We start from the raw sequence: 20,876 nt of genomic DNA on the forward strand, positions 1-20,876 counted from the left end.
CGCTTATCCGGCCTGGAGATGTTTTGTAAGCCCGGCAGACGCTAGCGCCGCCGGGCAATGCAGCCGAATTAACGACCGGCGACCTTACCGCGTTTTACGGGCTTCTTCGCCGTCGCCCCGCCGTTCGAGCGCTGGTGCACAATCGGCGTATGCTTGGTCAGCGCCGGACGGGTATGGCGGTTCTGGCGACGCGCTTCGCGCATTTCGTCGATCGTCGGCGCCGGTACCAGACAATCGCGACGGCTGCCGATCAGGTGCTTTTTACCCATGGTTTCCAGCGCCTGGCGGATCAGCGGCCAGTTGGCCGGATCGTGATAGCGCAGCAGCGCTTTGTGCAGGCGGCGCTGTTTGTCGCCCTTCGGCACCACCACATCTTCACTCTTATAGCCAATCTTACCCAGCGGGTTCTTACCGGTGTAATACATGGTGGTTGAGTTCGCCAGCGGCGACGGATAGAAGTTCTGCACCTGATCCAGACGGAAACGATGCTGCTTCAGCCACAGCGCCAGGTTCACCATATCTTCATCGCGCGTCCCCGGGTGTGCGGAGATAAAGTAAGGAATCAGATACTGCTCTTTACCGGCCTGTTTCGAATAGGTATCAAACAGCTCTTTAAAACGATCGTAGCTGCCCATTCCCGGCTTCATCATCTTCGACAGCGGCCCCTCTTCCGTATGCTCCGGGGCAATCTTCAGATAGCCGCCGACGTGATGGGTGGCCAGCTCTTTGATATAGCGCGGGTCTTCAACGGCGATATCGTAACGCACGCCGGACGCGATAAGGATCTTTTTGATGCCTTTCAGGTCACGGGCGCGGCGATAAAGATTAATCGTCGGTTCATGGTTAGTGTCCATATGCGGACAGATATCCGGGTAAACGCATGACAGGCGGCGGCAGGTCTGCTCGGCGCGCGGCGACTTGCAGCGCAGCATATACATGTTAGCCGTCGGACCGCCAAGATCGGAAATAATGCCGGTAAAGCCGGGGACCGTGTCGCGAATCGCTTCGATTTCATTGATGATCGAATCTTCGGAGCGGCTCTGAATGATACGGCCCTCATGCTCGGTAATTGAGCAGAAGGAACAGCCGCCAAAACAGCCGCGCATAATGTTAATCGAGAAGCGGATCATCTCGTAGGCCGGAATGCGGGCATCGCCGTATGAGGGATGCGGAACGCGCTTATACGGCAGGGCAAACACGCTATCCATCTCTTCGGTGGAAAGCGGAATAGCGGGCGGGTTAACCCAGATATAGCGCTCGCCGTGTTTCTGCATCAGCGCGCGGGCGCAGCCGGGGTTGGTTTCATGGTGCAGGATCCGCGACGCATGGGCGTAGAGCACCTTGTCGCCCTTCACCTTTTCAAAGGAAGGCAGCAGGACGTAGGTCTTCTCCCACGGCTTCGGACGCGGCGGCTGCACGGTGACGCGCTTCGCTTCCTGTTTTGGCGGTGCGACGGTTTTGTTATCCGCGCACGGCAGATCTTCACCGTACGGATGCGGGATTGGGTCGATTTTCCCCGGCGTATCCAGACGCGTGGAATCGACTCCGCTCCAGCCCGGCAGCGCCTCTTTCACCATGATGGCGGTGTTGCGAACGTCGCGAATTTGCCCGATAGGCTCGCCGGCGGCCAGACGGTGCGCCACTTCCACCAGCGGACGCTCGCCGTTGCCGAACATCAGCATATCGGCCTTAGAGTCCACCAGCACCGAGCGGCGCACGGTATCGGACCAGTAGTCATAGTGCGCGGTACGGCGCAGGCTGGCTTCGATGCCCCCGAGGATCACCGGCACATCTTTCCACGCCTCTTTGCAGCGCTGAGTGTAGACCAGCGTGGCGCGATCCGGGCGCTTGCCGGCCACGTTACCCGCCGTGTAGGCATCGTCATGGCGCAGCTTACGGTCAGCGGTGTAGCGGTTGATCATCGAGTCCATGTTACCGGCGGTGACGCCGAAGAACAGGTTCGGTTTACCCAGACGCATAAAGTCATCTTTGTTGTTCCAGTCCGGCTGGGAAATAATCCCCACGCGGAACCCCTGGGATTCCAGCATGCGTCCGCAGATCGCCATGCCGAAGCTCGGGTGATCGACATAGGCATCGCCGGTAACCAGAATAATGTCGCAGCTATCCCAGCCAAGTTGATCCATCTCTTCTCGCGACATCGGCAAGAACGGCGCGGGGCCAAAGCAGGCGGCCCAGTACTGCGGCCAGGAGAAAAGGTCACGATCCGGTTGGATCAGGGATATTGCGCTCATATTGCTTCCGGGGAAATGATAAAAAAATAATCAAAAAGGGCGGCGATTATAAGCCGGAACGATGGAAGAAATGAAGGAGGTTTTTCCGATCCCGGCCAGCAGGGGCCGGGACAGAACACATTACGGCGCCGGATTCACCAGAATCTGGCCAATAGAGCCCCGGTCGGCAAGCTCCAGCGTCTGACTTAAGTACTGGAACGGGAAGTGCGGCCAGGAGGGCTGATTGTAATAGACCAGCAGCTCAACCTGGCCATCGATCCAGACGGTATCCTTCCAGCCGCGATCTTCCGGGAACGGCGCGGAGCCGTTGACGTTACGCACCTGGAACATGACGCCTTCAATATGGAACGACTGCGGCCGGTCGGCGCGCACCGTCCAGCGCTCCCAGGTTCCCTGCTGCGCCGTAATATCGATACGCTGCGGATCCCACAGCTGACCGTTAATACCCGGATCGTCGCCAAGCGTGATATCGCGGCTGCGAATCGCCGCGCCGGCCAGAATTTCCGTCGGCAGCAAACGCACGGGCAGGCTATCGGTCACCAGCGGCAGCAGGCCCGTCGGGCGCAGCGTCAGAATCAGCGTGGAAATCAGGATGCTCGACGGTTCGAAAAAGCCGCGAATACGATCGACGATGCTGGCCGCTTCCCCGCAGGTGATCGACACTTCATCGCCGTTGGTCATATCGACCAGAATTTCACGACGCTCGCCCGGCGCCAGCGACAGCTGCTTCAGCGAAACCGGCGCCGGCAGCAGCCCCTGATCGCCGGAAATCACGTGCAGCAATCGACCATCGCTCATCTGCAGCTGATAGCGACGGGAGTTGGACGCATTCAGCAGGCGCAGGCGCACCCAGCCGCGCGACACTTCCACGAAAGGCCCCTGAACGCCGTTCACCAGCAGCGTATCGCCAACGAATCCTCCGCTACCGGGCTCGCTATACTCAGGCGTACCGAAGTTATCCAGACGCTTGTCCTGAATAATCACCGGGAAATCATCCACGCCGTAGTGATTGGGGATCGGCAGATTTTTACTGACATCATCTTCAACCAGCCACATCCCGGCCAGGCCGTTATAGACCTGTTTTGCCATATGGTTTGGCGTGTTGGCCTGATACCACAGCGTCGCCGCGCTTTGGCGGATTGGTAGTACCGGAGCCCAGTCGGCGTTGGCGGACATCATGCGCGCGGCGCCGCCAATCAGCGGACCGGGAACCTGCAGACCGCGGATGGTCATCGCGACGTTTTCCGTCAGGCGGTTGCTGTAAATCAGCTTCACATCGTCGCCGTTCCAGACACGAATAGTTGGCCCCATATAGCGGCCGTTAATCCCCCACACCGATGCGCGGGTTCCGGGCGTAAATGACCAGTGCGCTCGCTGTAGCGTCAAAAATAGCGGCTGCCCGCGGCGGGACTCCAGCAGAGGAGGGATCGGCAGCGCAGGCTGCTGACCAGCGGCCTGTGCCTTCAGCGGCGCGGCGCCTGCGCACAGCGCTACGCCTGAAGCCTTAATGAACTGACGCCGACTGAGTGACATATTTACTCCATGAAATACTGACTAATTAACAAGGGAATTCGTTTCCCGCCAGCAATACGCGCGCGGTTCGCGGCGTTTCCTGTGTTATTTCTTTGCGGCCGCTTCGCGTTCGGCAACTTCTTTATCCAGCTCAGCGATTTTAGCGGACATCAGCTCGCGACAGTGCGTCGCCAGCGCGCGAACGCCCTCTTTTCCATACTGGCTGGTGTCTACCGGCGGCAGCATTTCTACAATCACCAGACCGTTATTCAGGCGATTGAGATTAATTTTATTCGATGTATTAGACACGCACACCGGAATAATGGGCACGCCAGCCGCGACAGCCGCATGAAAAGCGCCGGTTTTAAAAGGCAGCAGACCGCGACCGCGGCTGCGGGTCCCTTCCGGAAACATCCAAAAAGAGATATTGCGCTTTTTAAACGCGTTCACGACTTCGGCAATAGTGCCGTGCGCTTTTGCCCGGTTATTGCGGTCAATCAGCAGGTTCCCCGTGAGCCAGTAGAGCTGGCCGAAAAATGGGATCCACGCCAGGCTCTTTTTACCCACGGTAACGGTCGGCGGCTGCACGATATTTGATGCCGTCACCATATCATAGTTATTCTGGTGGTTAGCGATATAGATGGCGTTGCCGTAGCTTTCCGCATCGGCCGGCTTGCGCAGCTCGACTTTCAGGCCGAAAACCGGCGACAGTTTGCCAAACAGGTGACCGAAGGTGGCGACGTGCTTAGGATTACGCGGACTGAACAGACAATAAATACAGCCGAAGATGCAGACCAGAATACAATAGATGACAACGATAATTAGTCGAAAAATAAATAGCATAGCTACCTCTAAAACCCAAACCGCTTAGAATTATACTCGCTGTTTCGCAGATTGCAGGCATCGGGCATCATTGCAAAGCGCGTTAAGCACCCGAACGATGCTGGCGGATATTGTTAATCGCAATGCCTGAATAAACAACGATTTTGCGGTAAATATTAACCTCCCCCGCCGAACTGCGAGGGAGGGTCATCCTACTCTTCGCTATCGCCCGCGGAGGCGCGACGCGGTGAATCAATCTCCACCCGGTCGATCTTCTGCAGTCCGCGCATCAGAGAGCCGCGGCGGCCGCGCTCGCCGGTGACTTTTTGCAGCTCTTCCGGACGGAGTTTGATTTTCCGTTTGCCGACGTGAATCGTCAGCGTACTTTGCGGCGGCAGGACAAACAGATGCGCCAGGCCATCCTGGCCCGCAGCCGCTTCCGCCGACGGGATGTTGATAATCTTGTTGCCTTTGCCTTTCGACAGCTGCGGCAGGTCGCTGACCGGGAACATCAGCATGCGGCCGGCGGCGGTAATGGCCAGCAGCATATCGGACTCGTCCTCAATCACCAGCGGCGGCATCACGTGGGCGTTATCCGGAAGGCTAATCAACGTCTTACCGGCGCGATTGCGCGCAACCAGATCGTTGAAAGTACAAATAAACCCGTAGCCTGCGTCGGAAGCCAGCAGCAGTTTTTGATCATCGGCCTCCATCAGCATATGTTCCACCGTCGCCCCCGGCGGCAGCGTCAGCTTACCGGTGAGCGGCTCGCCCTGCCCGCGTGCGGACGGCAGGGTGATCGGGTCAATCGCGTAGCTGCGCCCGGTGGTGTCAATGAAGACCACCGGCTGATTGCTCTTCCCTTTCACTGCGGCTTTAAAACTGTCGCCCGCTTTATAGTTCAGCCCCGGCGCGTCGATATCATGACCTTTGGCGCTACGAACCCAGCCGCTCTGCGACAGAACGATAGTGACCGGCTCGGACGGCAGCATATCGTGCTCGCTCATCGCTTTCGCTTCTTCACGCTCGCGCAGCGGCGAACGGCGATCGTCGCCGTAGGCGTCAGCGTCGGCCTGCAGCTCTTTCTTCAGCAGGTTATTCATCTTGCGTTCTGAAGCCAGAATGGCCTGCAGATGGTCGCGTTCTTTTTCCAGCTCGCTTTGTTCACCGCGGATCTTCATCTCTTCCAGTCGGGCGAGATGGCGCAGTTTTAACTCCAGAATCGCTTCCGCCTGGGTTTCGCTGATGCCGAAGCGCGACATCAGGGCCGGTTTCGGCTCATCTTCGTGGCGGATAATTTCGATAACTTCATCGATATTCAGAAACGCTACCAGCAAACCTTCCAGGATATGCAGGCGCTTGAGGACTTTTTCCAGACGGTAGCTGAGACGACGGCGTACGGTATCGCGACGGAAAGTCAGCCATTCCGAGAGGATTTCCAGCAGGTTTTTTACCGCCGGACGGTTATCGAGACCGATCATATTCAGGTTGATACGGTAGCTCTTTTCCAGATCGGTCGTCGCGAACAGGTGGTTCATCACCTGCTCCATATCCACGCGGTTAGAACGCGGGACAATCACCAGGCGAGTCGGGTTTTCGTGATCCGATTCGTCGCGCAGGTCATCCACCATCGGCAGCTTTTTATTGCGCATCTGGGCGGCGATCTGCTCCAGCACGCGGGCGCCGGAAACCTGATGCGGCAGGGCGCTGATCACCACCGCGCCGTCTTCTTTCGTCCACACCGCGCGCATACGCACCGAACCGCGGCCATTCTGGTAGATTTTACGGATCTCGGCGCGGGGGGTAATGATTTCCGCTTCGGTCGGATAATCCGGCCCCTGTACGATATCCAGCAGATCGTCGAGCGACGTCTGCGGTTTTTCAATCAGGGTAATGGCCGCCTGAGCGACTTCACGCAGGTTGTGCGGCGGAATATCCGTCGCCATGCCGACGGCGATGCCGGTAGTGCCGTTGAGCAGAATATTGGGCAGGCGCGCAGGCAGCATTTTCGGCTCCTGCAGGGTGCCGTCAAAGTTCGGTACCCAGTCAACGGTGCCCTGCCCCAGTTCGCTCAGCAGCAGTTCAGCATACTTCGACAAACGGGATTCGGTATAACGCATCGCGGCGAAGGATTTAGGATCGTCCGGCGCCCCCCAGTTCCCCTGACCGTCGACCAGCGGATAGCGGTAAGAGAAGGGTTGCGCCATCAGCACCATGGCTTCATAACACGCGCTATCGCCGTGCGGATGGTATTTACCCAGCACGTCGCCGACGGTGCGGGCGGACTTTTTGAATTTGGCGCTGGCGTTCAGACCCAGTTCAGACATCGCATAGACGATGCGACGCTGGACCGGCTTCAGGCCATCGCCAATAAACGGCAGCGCCCTGTCCATGATGACGTACATGGAGTAGTTAAGGTAGGCGTTTTCCGTAAATTCATGCAGCGCGAGGCGCTCTGCCATATCACTCATTAATCGTGAATCCTCAATCTGCGTACCGGCCGTTCGGACGGCAAAACTACCGGCGATAATACCCTATCTGACGCCCTGAGTCACAGGGCGTTAGGCCGGTTGAGGATCCCTGATTCACGGGTTATGCCCCGACATGAGATCGGGGCCAAATATTATTGCGCGATTTTACGAATCTGCTTTACGTCGATTTCCACAGAGTTCCAGTCTTTATCGACTTCACCCTGAATCTCTACCGTGTCCTGCGGGGTTACGGTCACGCCGTTCCAGCGCTTATGATCGATATCGACGTTCACGATGCCGGAGCTGTCCTGGAATTTATACAGGTCGTCGGAAATACGCTCCACGATTTTACCGCGCAGGGTCACCCAGGTATCGTCACGCAGGGTTTTCGCATTGGCGACCGTTGTTACGCTCCCGTTCGGGCCAATGAACCCGCCGTTTTGCGTGGTTGTCTGGCTGGTTGGCGCGGATCCAGGTCCGGAAAATCCGCCCTGCTCAGCGGCCAGTACCGGCATGGAAACTAAGGCGATGATAGCGGTCATTGCGGCGATTTTCTTCATGATGTGTTCTCCCTTTGTGTTTATATCGTCACTATTACACCGGGCAAAACTTAACAACTTCTTAAGCGGAAAAAATAATTTTTTTTCCTGTACAGCGCGCGCCGCGACGCGCTTTACTGCTGGAATAGCCGAGGGACACAGGAGCAGAAGAATGCGCATTTTACTGGTGGAAGACGACAAACTGATCGGTGACGGCCTCAAAACCGGACTGGCCAAACTGGGCTTCAGCGTCGACTGGTTTACCCGCGGCGAGGAAGGCAAAGCCGCGCTGTACAACGCCCCGTACGACGCCATTGTCCTGGACCTGACGCTCCCCGGTATCGATGGGCTGGATATTCTGCGCGAATGGCGCGACAAAGGCCGCCACGAACCGGTACTGATCCTGACCGCCCGCGACGCGCTCAGCCAGCGTGTCGAAGGGCTTCGGCTCGGCGCCGATGACTATCTTTGCAAACCTTTCGCGCTGGTTGAAGTTGCCGCGCGCCTGGAAGCGCTGATGCGCCGCGCCCACGGCCAAAGCAGCAGCGAACTGCGGCACGGCAATGTGGTCCTCGATCCAGGCCGACTCACAACCACCCTGAACGGCGAGAGCCTGGCGCTCAAGCCAAAGGAGTTTGCTCTGCTGGAGCTGCTGATGCGCAATGCCGGACGCGTGCTGCCGCGTAAGCTTATTGAAGAAAAGCTCTATAGCTGGGATGACGACGTCTCCAGCAACGCCATAGAAGTGCACGTCCATCATCTGCGCCGTAAGCTCGGCAGCGCTTTCATTCGTACCGTACACGGCATCGGCTATACCCTGGGGGACGCATGAAGCGGCTGGGAAAACTGAGCCTGCGGGTCCGCCTGACGCTGCTTTTTTTGCTGCTGACCAGCGCCGCCTGGGGCATGGCCAGCTTTGTGGCCTGGCAACAGACAACCGACAAGCTGGATAAGCTGTTCGATACCCAGCAGCTGCTTTTCGCCCGCCGCCTAAGCGCGATGAATTTCGACGAGCTGCATACTCTCGCGCCGCAGGTGCGGACGAAGAAAAAGGTCAAGCACGGCCATCTCGACGACGATGCGCTGGCTTTCGCTATCTTTACCACCGACGGCAAAATGGTGCTTAACGATGGCGAAAATGGCCAGGATATCCTGTGGGGTAACGACCGGGAGGGGTTCAGCGACGGCTATCTGCGCGGCGACGATGACGAGTGGCGCTTTCTGTGGCTCACCACCCGCGACGGGCGCCATCGTATCGTCGTCGGCCAGGAGTGGGATTACCGCCGCGAGATGGCGCTGGATATCGTCACCTCACAGCTTACGCCCTGGCTGGTGGCGCTGCCGCTGATGTTTTTACTGCTCATCGTGCTGTTAAGCCGGGAACTGGCGCCGCTGAAAAAGCTGGCCACCACGCTGCGCACCCGGGCGCCGGATTCCGCCGAAACGCTAAATAGCGACAACGTGCCTAATGAGGTCCGTCCGCTGGTCGACGCGCTAAATCAGCTCTTTACCCGGACGCACGACACCATGATCCGCGAGCGTCGCTTCACCTCCGATGCCGCCCACGAACTGCGCAGCCCGCTGGCGGCGCTGAAGGTGCAGACCGAAGTGGCCCAGCTCTCGCTGGACGATCCGCAAGGGCTGGATAAAGCGCTGGAGCAGCTCCATCAGGGTATCGATCGCGCAACCCGCCTGGTCGACCAGCTACTGACCCTATCGCGCCTGGATTCGCTGGCGCAGCTGGATGATGTTCAAACGATCGCTCTTGATGAACTGCTCCAGTCGGCGGTCATGGAGATGTACCACCCGGCGCAGCTGGCCGGAGTTGAGCTGCGCCTGCACCTGAACGCAAAGAGCATCATGCGCACCGGGCAGCCGCTGCTGCTAAGCCTGCTGGTGCGCAATCTTTTAGATAACGCCGTGCGCTACAGCCCCGCCGGAAGCCAGGTCGACATCACCCTGGATGCCGGTGAATTCCGCGTACGCGACAACGGCCCGGGCATCAGCGCCGAGGCCCTGGCGCGCGTCGGCGAGCGCTTTTATCGTCCTCCTGGCCAGGAGCAGCCCGGCAGCGGCCTCGGGCTCTCCATCGTCAAACGTATCGCCGCGCTGCACGGGATGACGGCAAGTTTCGGCAACGCCCGGGACGGCGGATTCGAGGCGCGCATTCGCTGGTAGCGGCATTATTGCTATAAAAGCAAAAGACTTTGCACATTTTGCTCATTTTACCGCTCTGCCCGACGGGGTAAAATTAACCACAAAATTGAAAAGTTGAGGATAAAAAATGAGCAACATCCTGATTATTAATGGCGCAAAAAAGTTCGGCCACTCTAACGGCCAGCTGAACGACACCCTGACTGAAGTCGCGGAAACCTATCTGCGCGACCTCGGGCATGATGTTAAAGTGGTCCGCGCCGATAGCGACTACGACGTGAAAACCGAAGTGCAAAACTTCCTGTGGGCCGATTCCGTTATCTGGCAAATGCCGGGCTGGTGGATGGGCGCGCCGTGGACGGTGAAAAAGTACATCGATGACGTCTTTACCGAAGGTCACGGCGCGCTGTATGCCAGCGATGGCCGCACCCGCTCCGATGCCAGTAAGAAATATGGCTCCGGCGGCCTGATTCAGGGCAAAAAATATATGCTGTCCCTGACCTGGAACGCGCCGATGGAAGCCTTCACCGAGAAAGATCAGTTCTTCCACGGCGTTGGCGTCGATGGCGTTTACCTTCCGTTCCATAAGGCCAACCAGTTCCTCGGGATGAGCGCCCTGCCGACCTTCATCGCCAACGATGTGATCAAAATGCCCGATGTTCCGCGTTATACGGCAGAATATCGCAAGCATCTGGCTGAAATTTTTGGTTAACTGTAATGAGTTATGAAAAGACGACAAGCGCGGCTAACCGAGCGGCGGCTTGAAGTATGATGAGAATAGACAGAAGGAGTTGAGTTAACCATGTTGACAGTGATCGCTGAAATTCGCACTCGTCCGGGCCAACACCACCGCCAGGCGGTGCTGGATCAGTTCGCAAAAATTACCCCGACCGTTCTCCAGGAAGAGGGCTGCCACGGCTATGCGCCGCTGGTGGATCACGCCGCTGGCGTCAGTTTTCAGACCACCTCGCCGGACTCAATTGTGATGGTCGAGCAGTGGGAAAGCGTCGCGCATCTTGAAGCGCACCTGCAGACCCCGCACATGAAAGCCTACAGCGAAGCCGTGAAAGGCGACGTGCTGGAGATGAGCATTCGTATTCTGGAAGCGGGCATTTAAGCAACGCTGGCCGCCCGGTAAGCGCACGCTACCGGGCAATAGCGTTACCAGTACAGTTTCCAGCTCTGCGTCATGCGCATCAGCGCTTCAACGTAAAAATAGTCCCCCCAGCTACAGCACTCATCGACGCCTTTATTACTCGCCAGATGGTAGACCGAGTGCTTGAGTAAACCATTACCCTTGTCACTTTTTGCCATCAGATAGCCCTTCGTTAGCGAGGCCATTATCGCCATCGCCCACTGTTGATAGCGTTCGCGATCCGGGTCGGTCGTTGGCAACTGCTTAACCAACTCCAGCAGACCGCATACGGCGATAGCAGCCGAAGAAGAGTCTCGCAGCGCATCGGTGTTTATCAGCGCCAGATCCCAATGACAGACATAGTCCTCTGGCAGGCGGTTGAGGAAATAGTTGGCCAGTTTTTTTGCCAGGCCGACCAGCGCCCTGTCGCCGGTATAGATATAGCTGAGCAGAAAACCATAAATTCCCCACGCCTGGCCGCGGGACCAGCAGGAATCATCGGCATAACCCTGCTGAGTATTCCCATAGCGCGGCTTCCCGCTGACAACATCCATATAATAGGTGTGCCAGGTCGAAGCATCTTCACGTACCAGAAAAGCCGCCGATTGCCTGACGTGCGCCAGAGCCGCATCCCTGAAGCGCGGGTCGCCCGTTTGCTCGCTTGCCCAATAAAGCAGCGGCAGATTCATCGTGCAGTCAATAATCATCCGCCCGGCCTGGGCGGGATCGTTGAGATCGCCCCAGGCCTGAATAATCTGCGCCTTCGCGTGAAAGCGCTCCAACAGAGCCTCCGCCGCCATCAGCGAGAACCCGCGCGCGTCGCGATTACCGGTTAAACGCCAGGCCGCCACGCAGGAAAGCGTGTAGAGAAAGCCCAAATCATGTGTATTGGTGTCGTGACGCCCTGCAATACGCAGACCGAAAGTCCGCACGTTTTTCTCCGCCATCTGGCGAAACTTATCTTCACCGCTCATCTCCCACGCCAGCCATAGCTGTCCGGTCCAAAAACTGGTCGTCCACTCGACGTTTTCAGTCAACGGATAATAACCTTCGACGCAGGTCTCAGCGGGAAATTGTTCACCGAATTCCGTTAAATGACGGCCAATCAGTTCAAGGACATCTTCACGCGCCCGCTTCATTTCTTCCCGGAAGCAATCCATTGAGATCGGCTCGCCGGGGAAATCGCGCAATGGTTCCTCTACGATATTATTTAACATATTTCGGTTCCTTATCGCTTAGCTTATTTTGATGCGTTATTTTCTGAAACATTGAGGGTGGCAGAGCTGCGCCGTTTACTCTGGCATGACGATAAGGTAAATGCCGATATCACGGTAAAAACCAGCGCAATCATGCCCATAATAATATACGTTTTCTCAAACCCGATACGATCGTACATAAACCCGGCAGGTGACGAGACGACCACATTACCAACATATAACATCGCCTGATAACCTAACAAATACATCGTTGCATTAACGCGTTTGTCAAAGTGCTCGGCGATATACTTAAATACTGAAACCAACAGCAGGCATATTTCCAGGCCATACAATGGTTTTAATAGCGAAATCAACAGATGGGAATCACACAGGCCAGAAATCACCAACCTGGCGCCTACCAGCAGGCCAACAATTAATAATCCACGTTTTGCGCCAATGTAGTTAACAAAGAATGGAATGACCATATACATAATAAATTCCATCCCGGACTGTACCGTTCCCAGATAACCAAAAATGGCGTTGCCTTTATGGACATCGGCAAAGAACGTGACAAAATAGCGCGAAAACTGCTGCTCCGCGATAAACATCATCCACGCCACCCCGGCCACGTACAGGCAGAATGCCCAGAATTTACGGTTACGCAGAAGGGTATAAACATCCGCCGGAGAAATTTTATCTTTGACCAGCACCTGCGCGGCATTCTCCGCATTTTCGTTGACTTTCAGGCTTAATAAAACGGCCAGCATCACTATCGACGTGACGCTTCCCAGGATAAAGTTATACGCTGGCGAGAGGTTAAACAGCAGGCCAGAGAAAGAAGACGCTACCGCCCATCCGAGCGATCCCCACATGCGAATTTGCCCAAACTCCATATTGTTCAGACGGCTGTAACGGTCGGTATAGGATTCACAGGCCGCGACGCCCGCATACCAGGCGAAGCTTAAATAAATCGCACCGACAATAATACCCAGCATCGTCTTGGTTAACAGTAGCGGCTGATAAACATAAATAAAAAAAGGCGCCATTAATGCCGACATCAACACCACAAAATAGAGCAGATACTTACTCATCCCTATTTTATCAAGTATATAGCCATAAATGGGTTTAAGAATAACTGAAAATACGCCATTCACGGCAAAGACGGTGCCAATAACCGCGCCGCTTAGATTGGCTTTTTGCCCTAACCATATGGCGAGCAGGCCAATACTGGCAGACCAGGTGAAAAAATACAGAAAAATGAAGGCGCTTATTTTGTAATACTCAACTTTGTTATTCGTATAGGTACTTTCCATACTATCCTCAGCGAAAGCATGTAAAAAAATCGAATAATGAGTTGCCGGGCGTTAGCCCGACCGCGTTTAAAAATAAATAGTTTGCTGGGTTTCTTTTTGGCTATCCATAATAATAAAGCGGCGATCTTGTCGAATGAGTAACGGCATATCGGCAAAAACTTTATTTATCTCAGCGCTGGCGATAACCGCACAGGCCAACCAATGTTCGCCAGGAGCCAGCTCGGTGGTTAAAGTGGGAATGGCCGCGCAGGGCGCAAACATGATACTGCTATTGGGCGGCGTGATAACGGACTCGCCCTGCCTGGCGATGCCGGGAGCAAGATTGGCTATCATGCTGCTCCCATTGCTGGCCAGAATCAGGCTGCTGCCGGCCTCCAGGCAGGGCTCCGCCTTCAGTACCGCAAAGCCCCCCTCCACGGACTGTAGCCGTCGAGCGCTGGCAATGTGGTGTACCCGAACGTGCCAGTCGCCGCAGGGGATAAGCCAGGTGCGGATATGTACGTCTGACCACGGCGACCAGCGGCAGAAAATCGCGTTCTCCGCTACCGTCACTTCCTCGCATTCGCGCCGTCCGCGCCAGTAATTATCGTTGTCAGATAGCAGGAGCATCGAGTCGCAGGCGGCATGCTTAAGGCCATACCGCCCCCGCTCAAGGGTAAAACCAAAGCGGCTGGAGTAGGCAAACCGGGTATATTTGGCTTCGGTATTGACGTAATTATTTAACTCCAGCTGGCCCGACGTCAGCATCGTTACATGGCGAGAATGGCGATCGTGCTGCAAAATTTGCGCCGCTTGGGGTATCACGCGCACCTTAGCCAGCGGCGGCAGCGGTAACTCTTCCGCTAGCCAAAAATCATGATCTGCCGGTAACGCCAGAATCAGGAAAACCTTCAGCGCCCAGTAAGGGGACCCGGGCGAATTATAGTCCTCGCACATCGCCAGATTGGGATAGGCAAAACCCAGCGTCAGAATACCGTCGCGATCGAAAATCGGCTGCTGCTGCCACCAGCGTAAATGGCGTAGGATCAGTCCTTTCACCACGCCAGGAGAAAATTCGTCCACCCCGGAAAACGCCATCGCGCTCCAGAAGGCAATCATGGCGAAACGATAGGTCAGGCTGCGCCCAAAAGGTACGGATGAACCATCCGCCGCCGACATATAGATAAAATCCCGGGCAAACAAACGGGAGCGTTCGCGTAACGTGGCGGCCCGCTCTGCATCATCCGGACTCAGGGTGGCGTACAGTAGGCCGTAAAAATGAAAAGCCATAGAGATGTAGTAATCTTTTGGCCGCCCCGGCCCATCGGAGTACCATCCTTCGCCCAAATAGTAGGCTTCCATCATCGCAAACCGGCGATCGATGGCATCCTGATCGAAGGCTAATCCCGCGCGCTTAAACCCAAGCTGAACGATAATAGCGAAATAGTTCCAGTTGCTGTCAGGCATCTGCGCATCGGTGATTTGATTCAGCCAGCGGTGGAAATTCGCCAGTTCCTTTTGGCTGAATACATCCGTCAGGCGCGTCTGCAGTAACGCCAGGCCCAAGCCGTAGGCTGCCATCTCCACCAGCCGCTGATCGTATGGCCCCGTATCGCCCCAATACTGTGGGCTATCGGGATCGGTACCTAGCTTAATCGCCTGGATATATTTCTCAGCAAAAGGCGTCTCTTCACCGCCCGCCCACAGCGGAAATAGCCCCCATAGCGCTCTGGATAACCCCTCCATACCGGCAATATTCGTATCATAATGCGCGCAGGTATCGCCGAGCGTGAACTGCGCCTGACCGGCCGGAAATTGGGCGTCGAGCGCGCTCAGCATCGTTGTAACAGCGCGAATAACGTCGTCACGCGATGACAATGGATTTGATTTTTCTTTCGTTGCCGACCACATAGCTCCCCCCTGATTTAATGGGCAAAGCATAGTGAATCGCCGGGGATGAGAAATGTTACCTCAGTCACACCGGCAGGATAAAAATAAAACAGCAACTGATAAAATTTAAAAAGGTAGTTTATAAAACGAATAATCCCTGCAAAAGTTTAAATTTATTGCACTATGGCGCAGACCTTAAATGAAGAACGTCTGGAACTGATAACCCTCAATGACGCAACGGCGTCGTTTAGCCGGTTATTCGCCAATACGGTCCGCTATCATCACTGGCATCAGTGTCTTGAAGTACTGTACGTAGAGGAGGGGTTCGGCGTGGTGATTGTCGATCATAAGCAATACACCATGCGCCCGGGGAGGATGTTTTTCTTCCCTCCCTTTACGCTGCATAAAATCATCGTGGATGAGCAGGCGCAGGATCGTTACCGGCGAACCATCATTCATCTCGACCAGTATGCCCTGCTGAAAGGATTACGTGATTTCCCCTACTCCCGCCAGCGGCTCCATAATCTGACCCAGCGAGCGGGCCAATCCTGGGTAGTGGACGTCGCCGATATTCACCCCCACATCGATTTTTTATTCAGCCGCTATGAAAAGCTAGCCGGAGACTCGCCGCTAAATAGCGAGCAGGTTTCCTGTCTGCTGCTCTCTTTACTCAGCATGCTGAGCGAAGATCATCCCAGCATGTCGGGAATAACCGATGGTACCGCAAGCCAGGTGATGTTCTGGCTTGACGAGAATTACATGCGAAAGTTTAGCCTGAGCAGGCTGGCGGAAGAGTTGGGTAAATCGAAGAGCTATATTTCGCGCCGCTTTCATCAGGAAACAGGCGAAAGTATTGTCAATTATCTCAATACGATACGACTAAGAAAAGCGTGCGAGGCGCTATTGCATAGCCAGCAGAGCGTGCGCGAGATCGCCCGAATGGTCGGGTTTTCAGATGTCACCTATTTTATCAGCGCGTTCGGCAAGGGCATTGGCGAAACGCCGCTGCAGTACCGGAAAAGACATAAAATTTAAAACTGTATCCCGGACGGGGCACGCGAGCCGCCGTCCGGCATTCGCCTGCGTTACCCTTCGATATCCGCCAGATCGCCCTTCTCCTGCAGCCAGTTACGCCGATCTTCAGAGCGCTTCTTCGCTAACAGCATATCCATCATAGCGGTTGTCTGCTGTTCATCTTCATCGTTGATAATCAGCTGTACCAGACGGCGGGTATTCGGATCCAGGGTAGTTTCACGCAGCTGCAACGGGTTCATCTCGCCCAGCCCTTTAAAGCGCTGTACGTTCGGTTTGCCTTTCTTACGCTTGAGCTGCTCGAGCACGCCCGCTTTTTCTTCTTCCGTCAGCGCGTAGTAAACCTCTTTGCCGAGGTCGATACGGTACAAAGGCGGCAGCGCCACGTAAACGTGGCCGTGTTTAACCAAAGTGCGGAAGTGCCTGACGAACAGCGCGCACAGCAGCGTCGCGATGTGCAGACCATCGGAGTCGGCGTCAGCCAGAATACAAATCTTGCCGTATCGCAGCTGGCTCAGGTCATCGCTATCCGGATCGATACCAATCGCGACGGAAATATCATGCACTTCCTGGGAAGCGAGCACTTCATCGGAAGAGACTTCCCAGGTGTTCAGGATTTTGCCTTTCAGCGGCATGATCGCCTGATATTCGCGATCGCGCGCCTGCTTGGCAGAGCCGCCCGCGGAATCCCCTTCCACAAGAAACAGTTCGGTCCGATTCAAATCCTGAGCGGTGCAATCCGCCAGCTTGCCGGGAAGGGCAGGACCGCTAGTGAGCTTTTTACGCACCACTTTTTTCGCCGCGCGCAGACGACGCTGGGCGCTGGAAATCGCCATTTCCGCCAACAGCTCCGCCGACTGGACGTTCTGGTTTAGCCACAGGCTGAACGCGTCCTTAACGACGCCGGAAACAAACGCGGCGCACTGACGTGAAGAGAGGCGCTCTTTGGTTTGCCCGGCAAACTGCGGATCCTGCATCTTCACGGAAAGCACGTAAGCGCAGCGCTCCCAGATATCTTCCGCCGATAGCTTCACGCCGCGCGGCAGGATGTTCCGGTATTCGCAGAACTCGCGCATAGCGTCCAGTAAACCCTGACGCAGACCGTTAACGTGGGTGCCGCCCTGCATGGTAGGGATCAGGTTGACGTAGCTTTCGGTCAGCAGCTCGCCGCCTTCCGGCAGCCACAGCAACGCCCAGTCGACCGCTTCGGTATCGCCAGAGAAGGTGCCGACGAACGGTTTTTCCGGCAGCAGAGGCAGGCCGTTAACCGCTTCGCTAAGATAGTCGGTCAATCCATCGGCGTAGCACCAGCGTTGTTCACTGTCGTTGACCAGATCGCGGAAAACAATCTCTACGCCCGGGCAAAGAACGGCCTTGGCTTTTAACAAATGCGAGAGGCGTGAGACGGAAAAACGCGGGCTGTCAAAAAAGCTTTCATCCGGCCAGAAGTGCACGCTGGTACCGGTATTGCGCTTACCGCAGGTGCCGGTCACATGGAGATCTTCTACTTTATCGCCATTTTCAAAGGCGATGCTGTAGATCTGACCGTCGCGGCGCACGTTCACTTCAACGCGTTTCGATAGGGCGTTGACCACTGAAATCCCTACGCCGTGCAGGCCGCCGGAGAACTGGTAGTTCTTATTGGAGAATTTCCCCCCCGCGTGCAGGCGGCAAAGAATCAGTTCAACTGCCGGAACCCCTTCTTCAGGATGGATATCCACCGGCATTCCGCGGCCATCATCGATAACTTCCAGCGACTGGTCGGCATGGAGAATGACCTCCACGCGTTTCGCGTGACCGGCCAGGGCCTCATCCACGCTGTTATCAATAACTTCCTGACCAAGATGATTTGGACGTGTGGTATCAGTGTACATTCCCGGACGGCGGCGAACCGGCTCTAGCCCGGTGAGTACCTCAATGGCATCAGCGTTATATGAAGATTGCGTCATGGTGTGTATTCGTAGGTCGTTCCGAACCGCTCAGCGCAGGCCCAGAAAATCGATAATCTGAGTGAAATGATCTTCAAAGCCAACAAATGCGTGATTACCGCCCTCCTCTACCGTCTGTCGGCAGGAGGCGAAATAATCAACGGCCTGGCGGTAATCAAGCACTTCATCGCCCGTTTGCTGCAATAACCAGATTAAATCCGGCGCTTCCAGCGGGTCAATTTGCATGACTTTGAGATCGTAAATATGGCGAGACTCTAGCACATATTGCTGCCCCGTGTATGGATTCTCATTGGGGCCAAGGAAATTGTTCAATAGCTCAAACGGGCGCACCGCAGGGTTCACGACCACCGCCGGCAGCATAAAGCACTGCGATAGCCAGGTCGCGTAATATCCCCCCAGCGAGGAACCGACAACGCCTAGCGGTTCGCCGCCGTGCTCCAGCACGATGGCCTCCAGATATTCCGCCGCTTGCGCGGGGTAAACCGGGAGCTCCGGTATCACCATTGAGATGTCAGGATAGGTCCGCGCCAGCCACTCTTTCAGCGTAGTCGCTTTTGCCGAGCGCGGCGAGCTGTTAAAACCATGCAGATAGAGAAGCGTAGACATCAGTATCCTTCTGAAGCGATATCCGGGTGAAATTTCACGCCTTCAAGGCGGCAAACTTCAGTGGTCAACGTGCCATCAGGATGCAGATCCAGCCAGCGCCAGCCCGGAGAGACGGTATCCAGCGTGAAGTTAGCGCAGTGCGGCTTAAACTGCACGCAGGTGGATGGCGTGGCCATCATGCGCCGACCGTTCCAGTCAAGATCCAGTTCCTGATGAATATGGCCGCACAGCAGATGCTTAACGCGAGGAAACGCGGCCAGCGCGCAATCAAGCGCCCCGGCATTGCGCAGGCTATGCTGATCCAGCCAGCTGCAGCCTGACGGCATAGGATGGTGGTGCAACAGCAGCAGCGTATACCGCTCCGGGACTTCCGCCAGCTTCTGCTCAAGCCATTCCAGTTGGAAATCGCTCAGCTCGCCGTGCGGCACGCCGAACACCTGGCTATCCATGAGCAATATTTGCCAATGGTCGCCCAGCAATACGCGTTTAGCGGGGGAGATGCCTGATTCCTGCAGCGTGCTATACATCGCCGGTTGAAAATCATGATTACCCGGCAGCCAGACGCAAGGTGCAGCAAAACTCGCGATGCCCTCAGCAAAATGCTGATAGGCCGCGGCAGAGTGATCTTGCGCCAGATCGCCTGTAGCAACAATCAGGTCGCATTCTCGCTGTGAGGCGTGGATAGCATCCAGTACGGCCTGATAGCTTTCCCAGGTATTGATGCCTAACAGCGTTTCGTGTTTTTCAGCAAACAGGTGAGTATCGGTAATTTGTAATATCCTGACTCTGGCCTCACCAGCCAAAGGTAGGTTTAACAGGCTTTCCAAATGGTGTCCTTAGGTTTCACGACGCTAACAAACCGGAATCGCCATCGCTCCATGTGCTAAACAGTATCGCAGCCAATCGGCCAAAAACTGATTAATTTGATGCTTTTCGTCGCGTTGATGCAACTTTTTATTAGGATAATCATACCGCGCTTTAAAGCGAAAGATCTGCTGGCTTGAACACACTTCAGCGACCATTGCATCGTGATAGAGCCGTACCGTCATTGACGGCAGACTCCAGTAGCTCACCGACGGAGCCGTCTGCTCAATCGCCACTAACGTAGTGTAGCGGGTCGATTCGACGATGGTTAATCGGTATTGCGCGTTGCCCACCTGGTAACTCACCTTTTCTCCCGCTGCATCCGTTCGCGGCAACAGGCGGCGCAACTGGGCAAAGTTGGTTTCACACAGGCGCATCATTTCAGGAAAGTCAGGCGTATAACGCTTCATTTTGTCCACTCGTTGCGTAAATTGTGATAATGCAGTTGCAGCCATTGCAGCGCGATGACAGAGGCTGCGTTGTCGATTTTCCCCTCTTCCACCCATCTGTAAGCCTGTTCCCGGCTCACCACGTGGACGCGAATATCCTCATTTTCGTCGGCCAATCCATGAATCCCTTTTGCCGTCGTGGCATCGACTTCCCCCACCATAATAGACAGTCTTTCACTGGTGCCGCCGGGGCTGGCCAGGTAGCTCAGGACCGGTTTAATCCGGCCAACATTAAGCCCGGCTTCTTCCACCGCTTCACGACGGGCGACATCTTCAGGAGATTCGCCTTCTTCTATCATACCGGCGACCATTTCAAGCAGCCACGGGCTCGCGCTGGTATCGTACGCCGCAATACGGATCTGCTCGACGAGCACAACTTCATCGCGCACCGGGTCAAAGGGTAGCAAGACTGCGGCGTGCCCGCGCTCAAAAATTTCACGCGTCACTTCATCACTCATGCCGCCGTTAAACAGGCGATGGCGAAAACGATATAAATCGAGCGAAAAAAAACCGCGATAAAGCGTTTCGCGTGCAATAATTTCTACATCGTTTTTAGAGAAGGTAATCCCCTGCTGATTGACGTCGCTCATTTCGATATCCTGTAGAACATGAAGTTATGAATTTATAGGCGGTGTGGCTACCGTTTTACGGTTCGTATGTTAGATTGGTGCAAATTACCGCCCCATGGCACATTACGCCAACTTTTTACGGTA

At 55.6% G+C, this 20,876-nt stretch carries 17 protein-coding genes and 1 pseudogene; 5 read left to right on the forward strand and 13 right to left on the reverse strand.

The features are described from left to right. Positions 1–101: 101 nt before the first annotated feature. From BWI76_RS24310 to BWI76_RS24330, 5 genes and pseudogenes are all read right to left on the reverse strand, one after another. Positions 102–2,342, reverse strand: a pseudogene (locus BWI76_RS24310) (YgiQ family radical SAM protein); the annotation flags it as partial. A 30-nt stretch (positions 2,343–2,372) separates the two neighbouring features. After that, entirely contained in the window at positions 2,373–3,785 is a 1,413-nt protein-coding gene (gene ftsP, locus BWI76_RS24315; RefSeq protein ID WP_004125252.1) for a cell division protein FtsP, read from the reverse strand. An 84-nt stretch (positions 3,786–3,869) separates the two neighbouring features. Next, positions 3,870–4,607, reverse strand: a complete 738-nt coding sequence (gene plsC, locus BWI76_RS24320) for a 1-acylglycerol-3-phosphate O-acyltransferase (protein ID WP_004125254.1) — start codon at positions 4,605–4,607, stop codon at positions 3,870–3,872. A gap of 191 nt (positions 4,608–4,798) precedes the next feature. Next, a complete protein-coding gene (gene parC / locus BWI76_RS24325) occupies positions 4,799–7,057 on the reverse strand; it encodes a DNA topoisomerase IV subunit A (protein ID WP_004135773.1) in 2,259 nt (752 codons plus the stop codon). A 152-nt stretch (positions 7,058–7,209) separates the two neighbouring features. Continuing rightward, positions 7,210–7,617, reverse strand: coding sequence for a YgiW/YdeI family stress tolerance OB fold protein (locus BWI76_RS24330; RefSeq protein WP_004135770.1), 408 nt, complete (start codon positions 7,615–7,617; stop codon positions 7,210–7,212). Positions 7,618–7,768: 151 nt separating this feature from the next. On the opposite strand from BWI76_RS24330, the gene qseB reads away from it, so the two are divergent. From qseB to BWI76_RS24350, 4 genes are all read left to right on the forward strand, one after another. After that, complete coding sequence (gene qseB / locus BWI76_RS24335; RefSeq protein WP_004135762.1) at positions 7,769–8,428, forward strand: quorum sensing response regulator transcription factor QseB; 660 nt, start codon at positions 7,769–7,771, stop codon at positions 8,426–8,428. Beyond that, positions 8,425–9,774, forward strand: a complete 1,350-nt coding sequence (qseC, locus tag BWI76_RS24340; RefSeq protein WP_024358673.1) for a quorum sensing histidine kinase QseC — start codon at positions 8,425–8,427, stop codon at positions 9,772–9,774. Before qseB ends, qseC begins: the two co-directional genes overlap by 4 nt. A 106-nt stretch (positions 9,775–9,880) precedes the next feature. Further along, positions 9,881–10,462 (forward strand): NAD(P)H-dependent oxidoreductase, encoded by a 582-nt coding sequence (locus BWI76_RS24345; protein ID WP_004125278.1) that lies wholly within the window; start codon positions 9,881–9,883, stop codon positions 10,460–10,462. 90 nt (positions 10,463–10,552) lie between these two features. After that, on the forward strand, positions 10,553–10,867 hold the full coding sequence (locus BWI76_RS24350; RefSeq protein WP_004135759.1) for a putative quinol monooxygenase: 315 nt from the start codon (positions 10,553–10,555) through the stop codon (positions 10,865–10,867). Between the two features lie 44 nt (positions 10,868–10,911). Here BWI76_RS24350 and BWI76_RS24355 read toward each other — a convergent pair whose 3' ends face one another. The 3 genes from BWI76_RS24355 to BWI76_RS24365 form a co-directional block, all read right to left on the reverse strand. Further along, the gene (locus BWI76_RS24355; protein ID WP_004135758.1) at positions 10,912–12,102 is read right to left on the reverse strand and encodes a glycoside hydrolase family 88 protein; all 1,191 of its coding nucleotides are present in this window, start codon (positions 12,100–12,102) and stop codon (positions 10,912–10,914) included. 23 nt (positions 12,103–12,125) lie between these two features. Continuing rightward, positions 12,126–13,394, reverse strand: a complete 1,269-nt coding sequence (locus BWI76_RS24360) for an oligosaccharide MFS transporter (RefSeq protein ID WP_004135757.1) — start codon at positions 13,392–13,394, stop codon at positions 12,126–12,128. Between the two features lie 66 nt (positions 13,395–13,460). Then, positions 13,461–15,284 carry a DUF2264 domain-containing protein gene (locus BWI76_RS24365; RefSeq protein WP_004135756.1) on the reverse strand — a complete coding sequence of 608 codons (1,824 nt, stop codon included), beginning with the start codon at positions 15,282–15,284 and terminating at the stop codon, positions 13,461–13,463. Between the two features lie 162 nt (positions 15,285–15,446). Here BWI76_RS24365 and BWI76_RS24370 point away from each other — a divergent pair, with 162 nt between their 5' ends. Then, positions 15,447–16,298, forward strand: coding sequence for a helix-turn-helix transcriptional regulator (locus tag BWI76_RS24370; protein WP_004135755.1), 852 nt, complete (start codon positions 15,447–15,449; stop codon positions 16,296–16,298). A 50-nt stretch (positions 16,299–16,348) separates the two neighbouring features. Here BWI76_RS24370 and parE read toward each other — a convergent pair whose 3' ends face one another. From parE to nudF, 5 genes are read right to left on the reverse strand one after another with little or no spacing between them, the layout of a single operon-like run. Continuing rightward, entirely contained in the window at positions 16,349–18,244 is a 1,896-nt protein-coding gene (gene parE, locus BWI76_RS24375; RefSeq protein ID WP_024358676.1) for a DNA topoisomerase IV subunit B, read from the reverse strand. Between the two features lie 30 nt (positions 18,245–18,274). Next, a complete protein-coding gene (gene yqiA, locus BWI76_RS24380) occupies positions 18,275–18,850 on the reverse strand; it encodes an esterase YqiA (protein WP_004135753.1) in 576 nt (191 codons plus the stop codon). Continuing rightward, on the reverse strand, positions 18,850–19,677 hold the full coding sequence (cpdA, locus tag BWI76_RS24385) for a 3',5'-cyclic-AMP phosphodiesterase (protein WP_004135749.1): 828 nt from the start codon (positions 19,675–19,677) through the stop codon (positions 18,850–18,852). The genes yqiA and cpdA overlap by 1 nt, the downstream gene beginning before the upstream one ends. Positions 19,678–19,701: 24 nt before the next feature. Continuing rightward, complete coding sequence (locus tag BWI76_RS24390) at positions 19,702–20,124, reverse strand: DUF1249 family protein (protein WP_004125296.1); 423 nt, start codon at positions 20,122–20,124, stop codon at positions 19,702–19,704. Continuing rightward, positions 20,121–20,753 carry an ADP-ribose diphosphatase gene (gene nudF, locus BWI76_RS24395; protein WP_024358678.1) on the reverse strand — a complete coding sequence of 211 codons (633 nt, stop codon included), beginning with the start codon at positions 20,751–20,753 and terminating at the stop codon, positions 20,121–20,123. Before nudF ends, BWI76_RS24390 begins: the two co-directional genes overlap by 4 nt. Between the last annotated feature and the right edge of the window lie 123 nt (positions 20,754–20,876).

Source organism: Klebsiella sp. M5al (genome assembly GCF_002090195.1).
GTDB lineage: Bacteria > Pseudomonadota > Gammaproteobacteria > Enterobacterales > Enterobacteriaceae > Klebsiella > Klebsiella grimontii.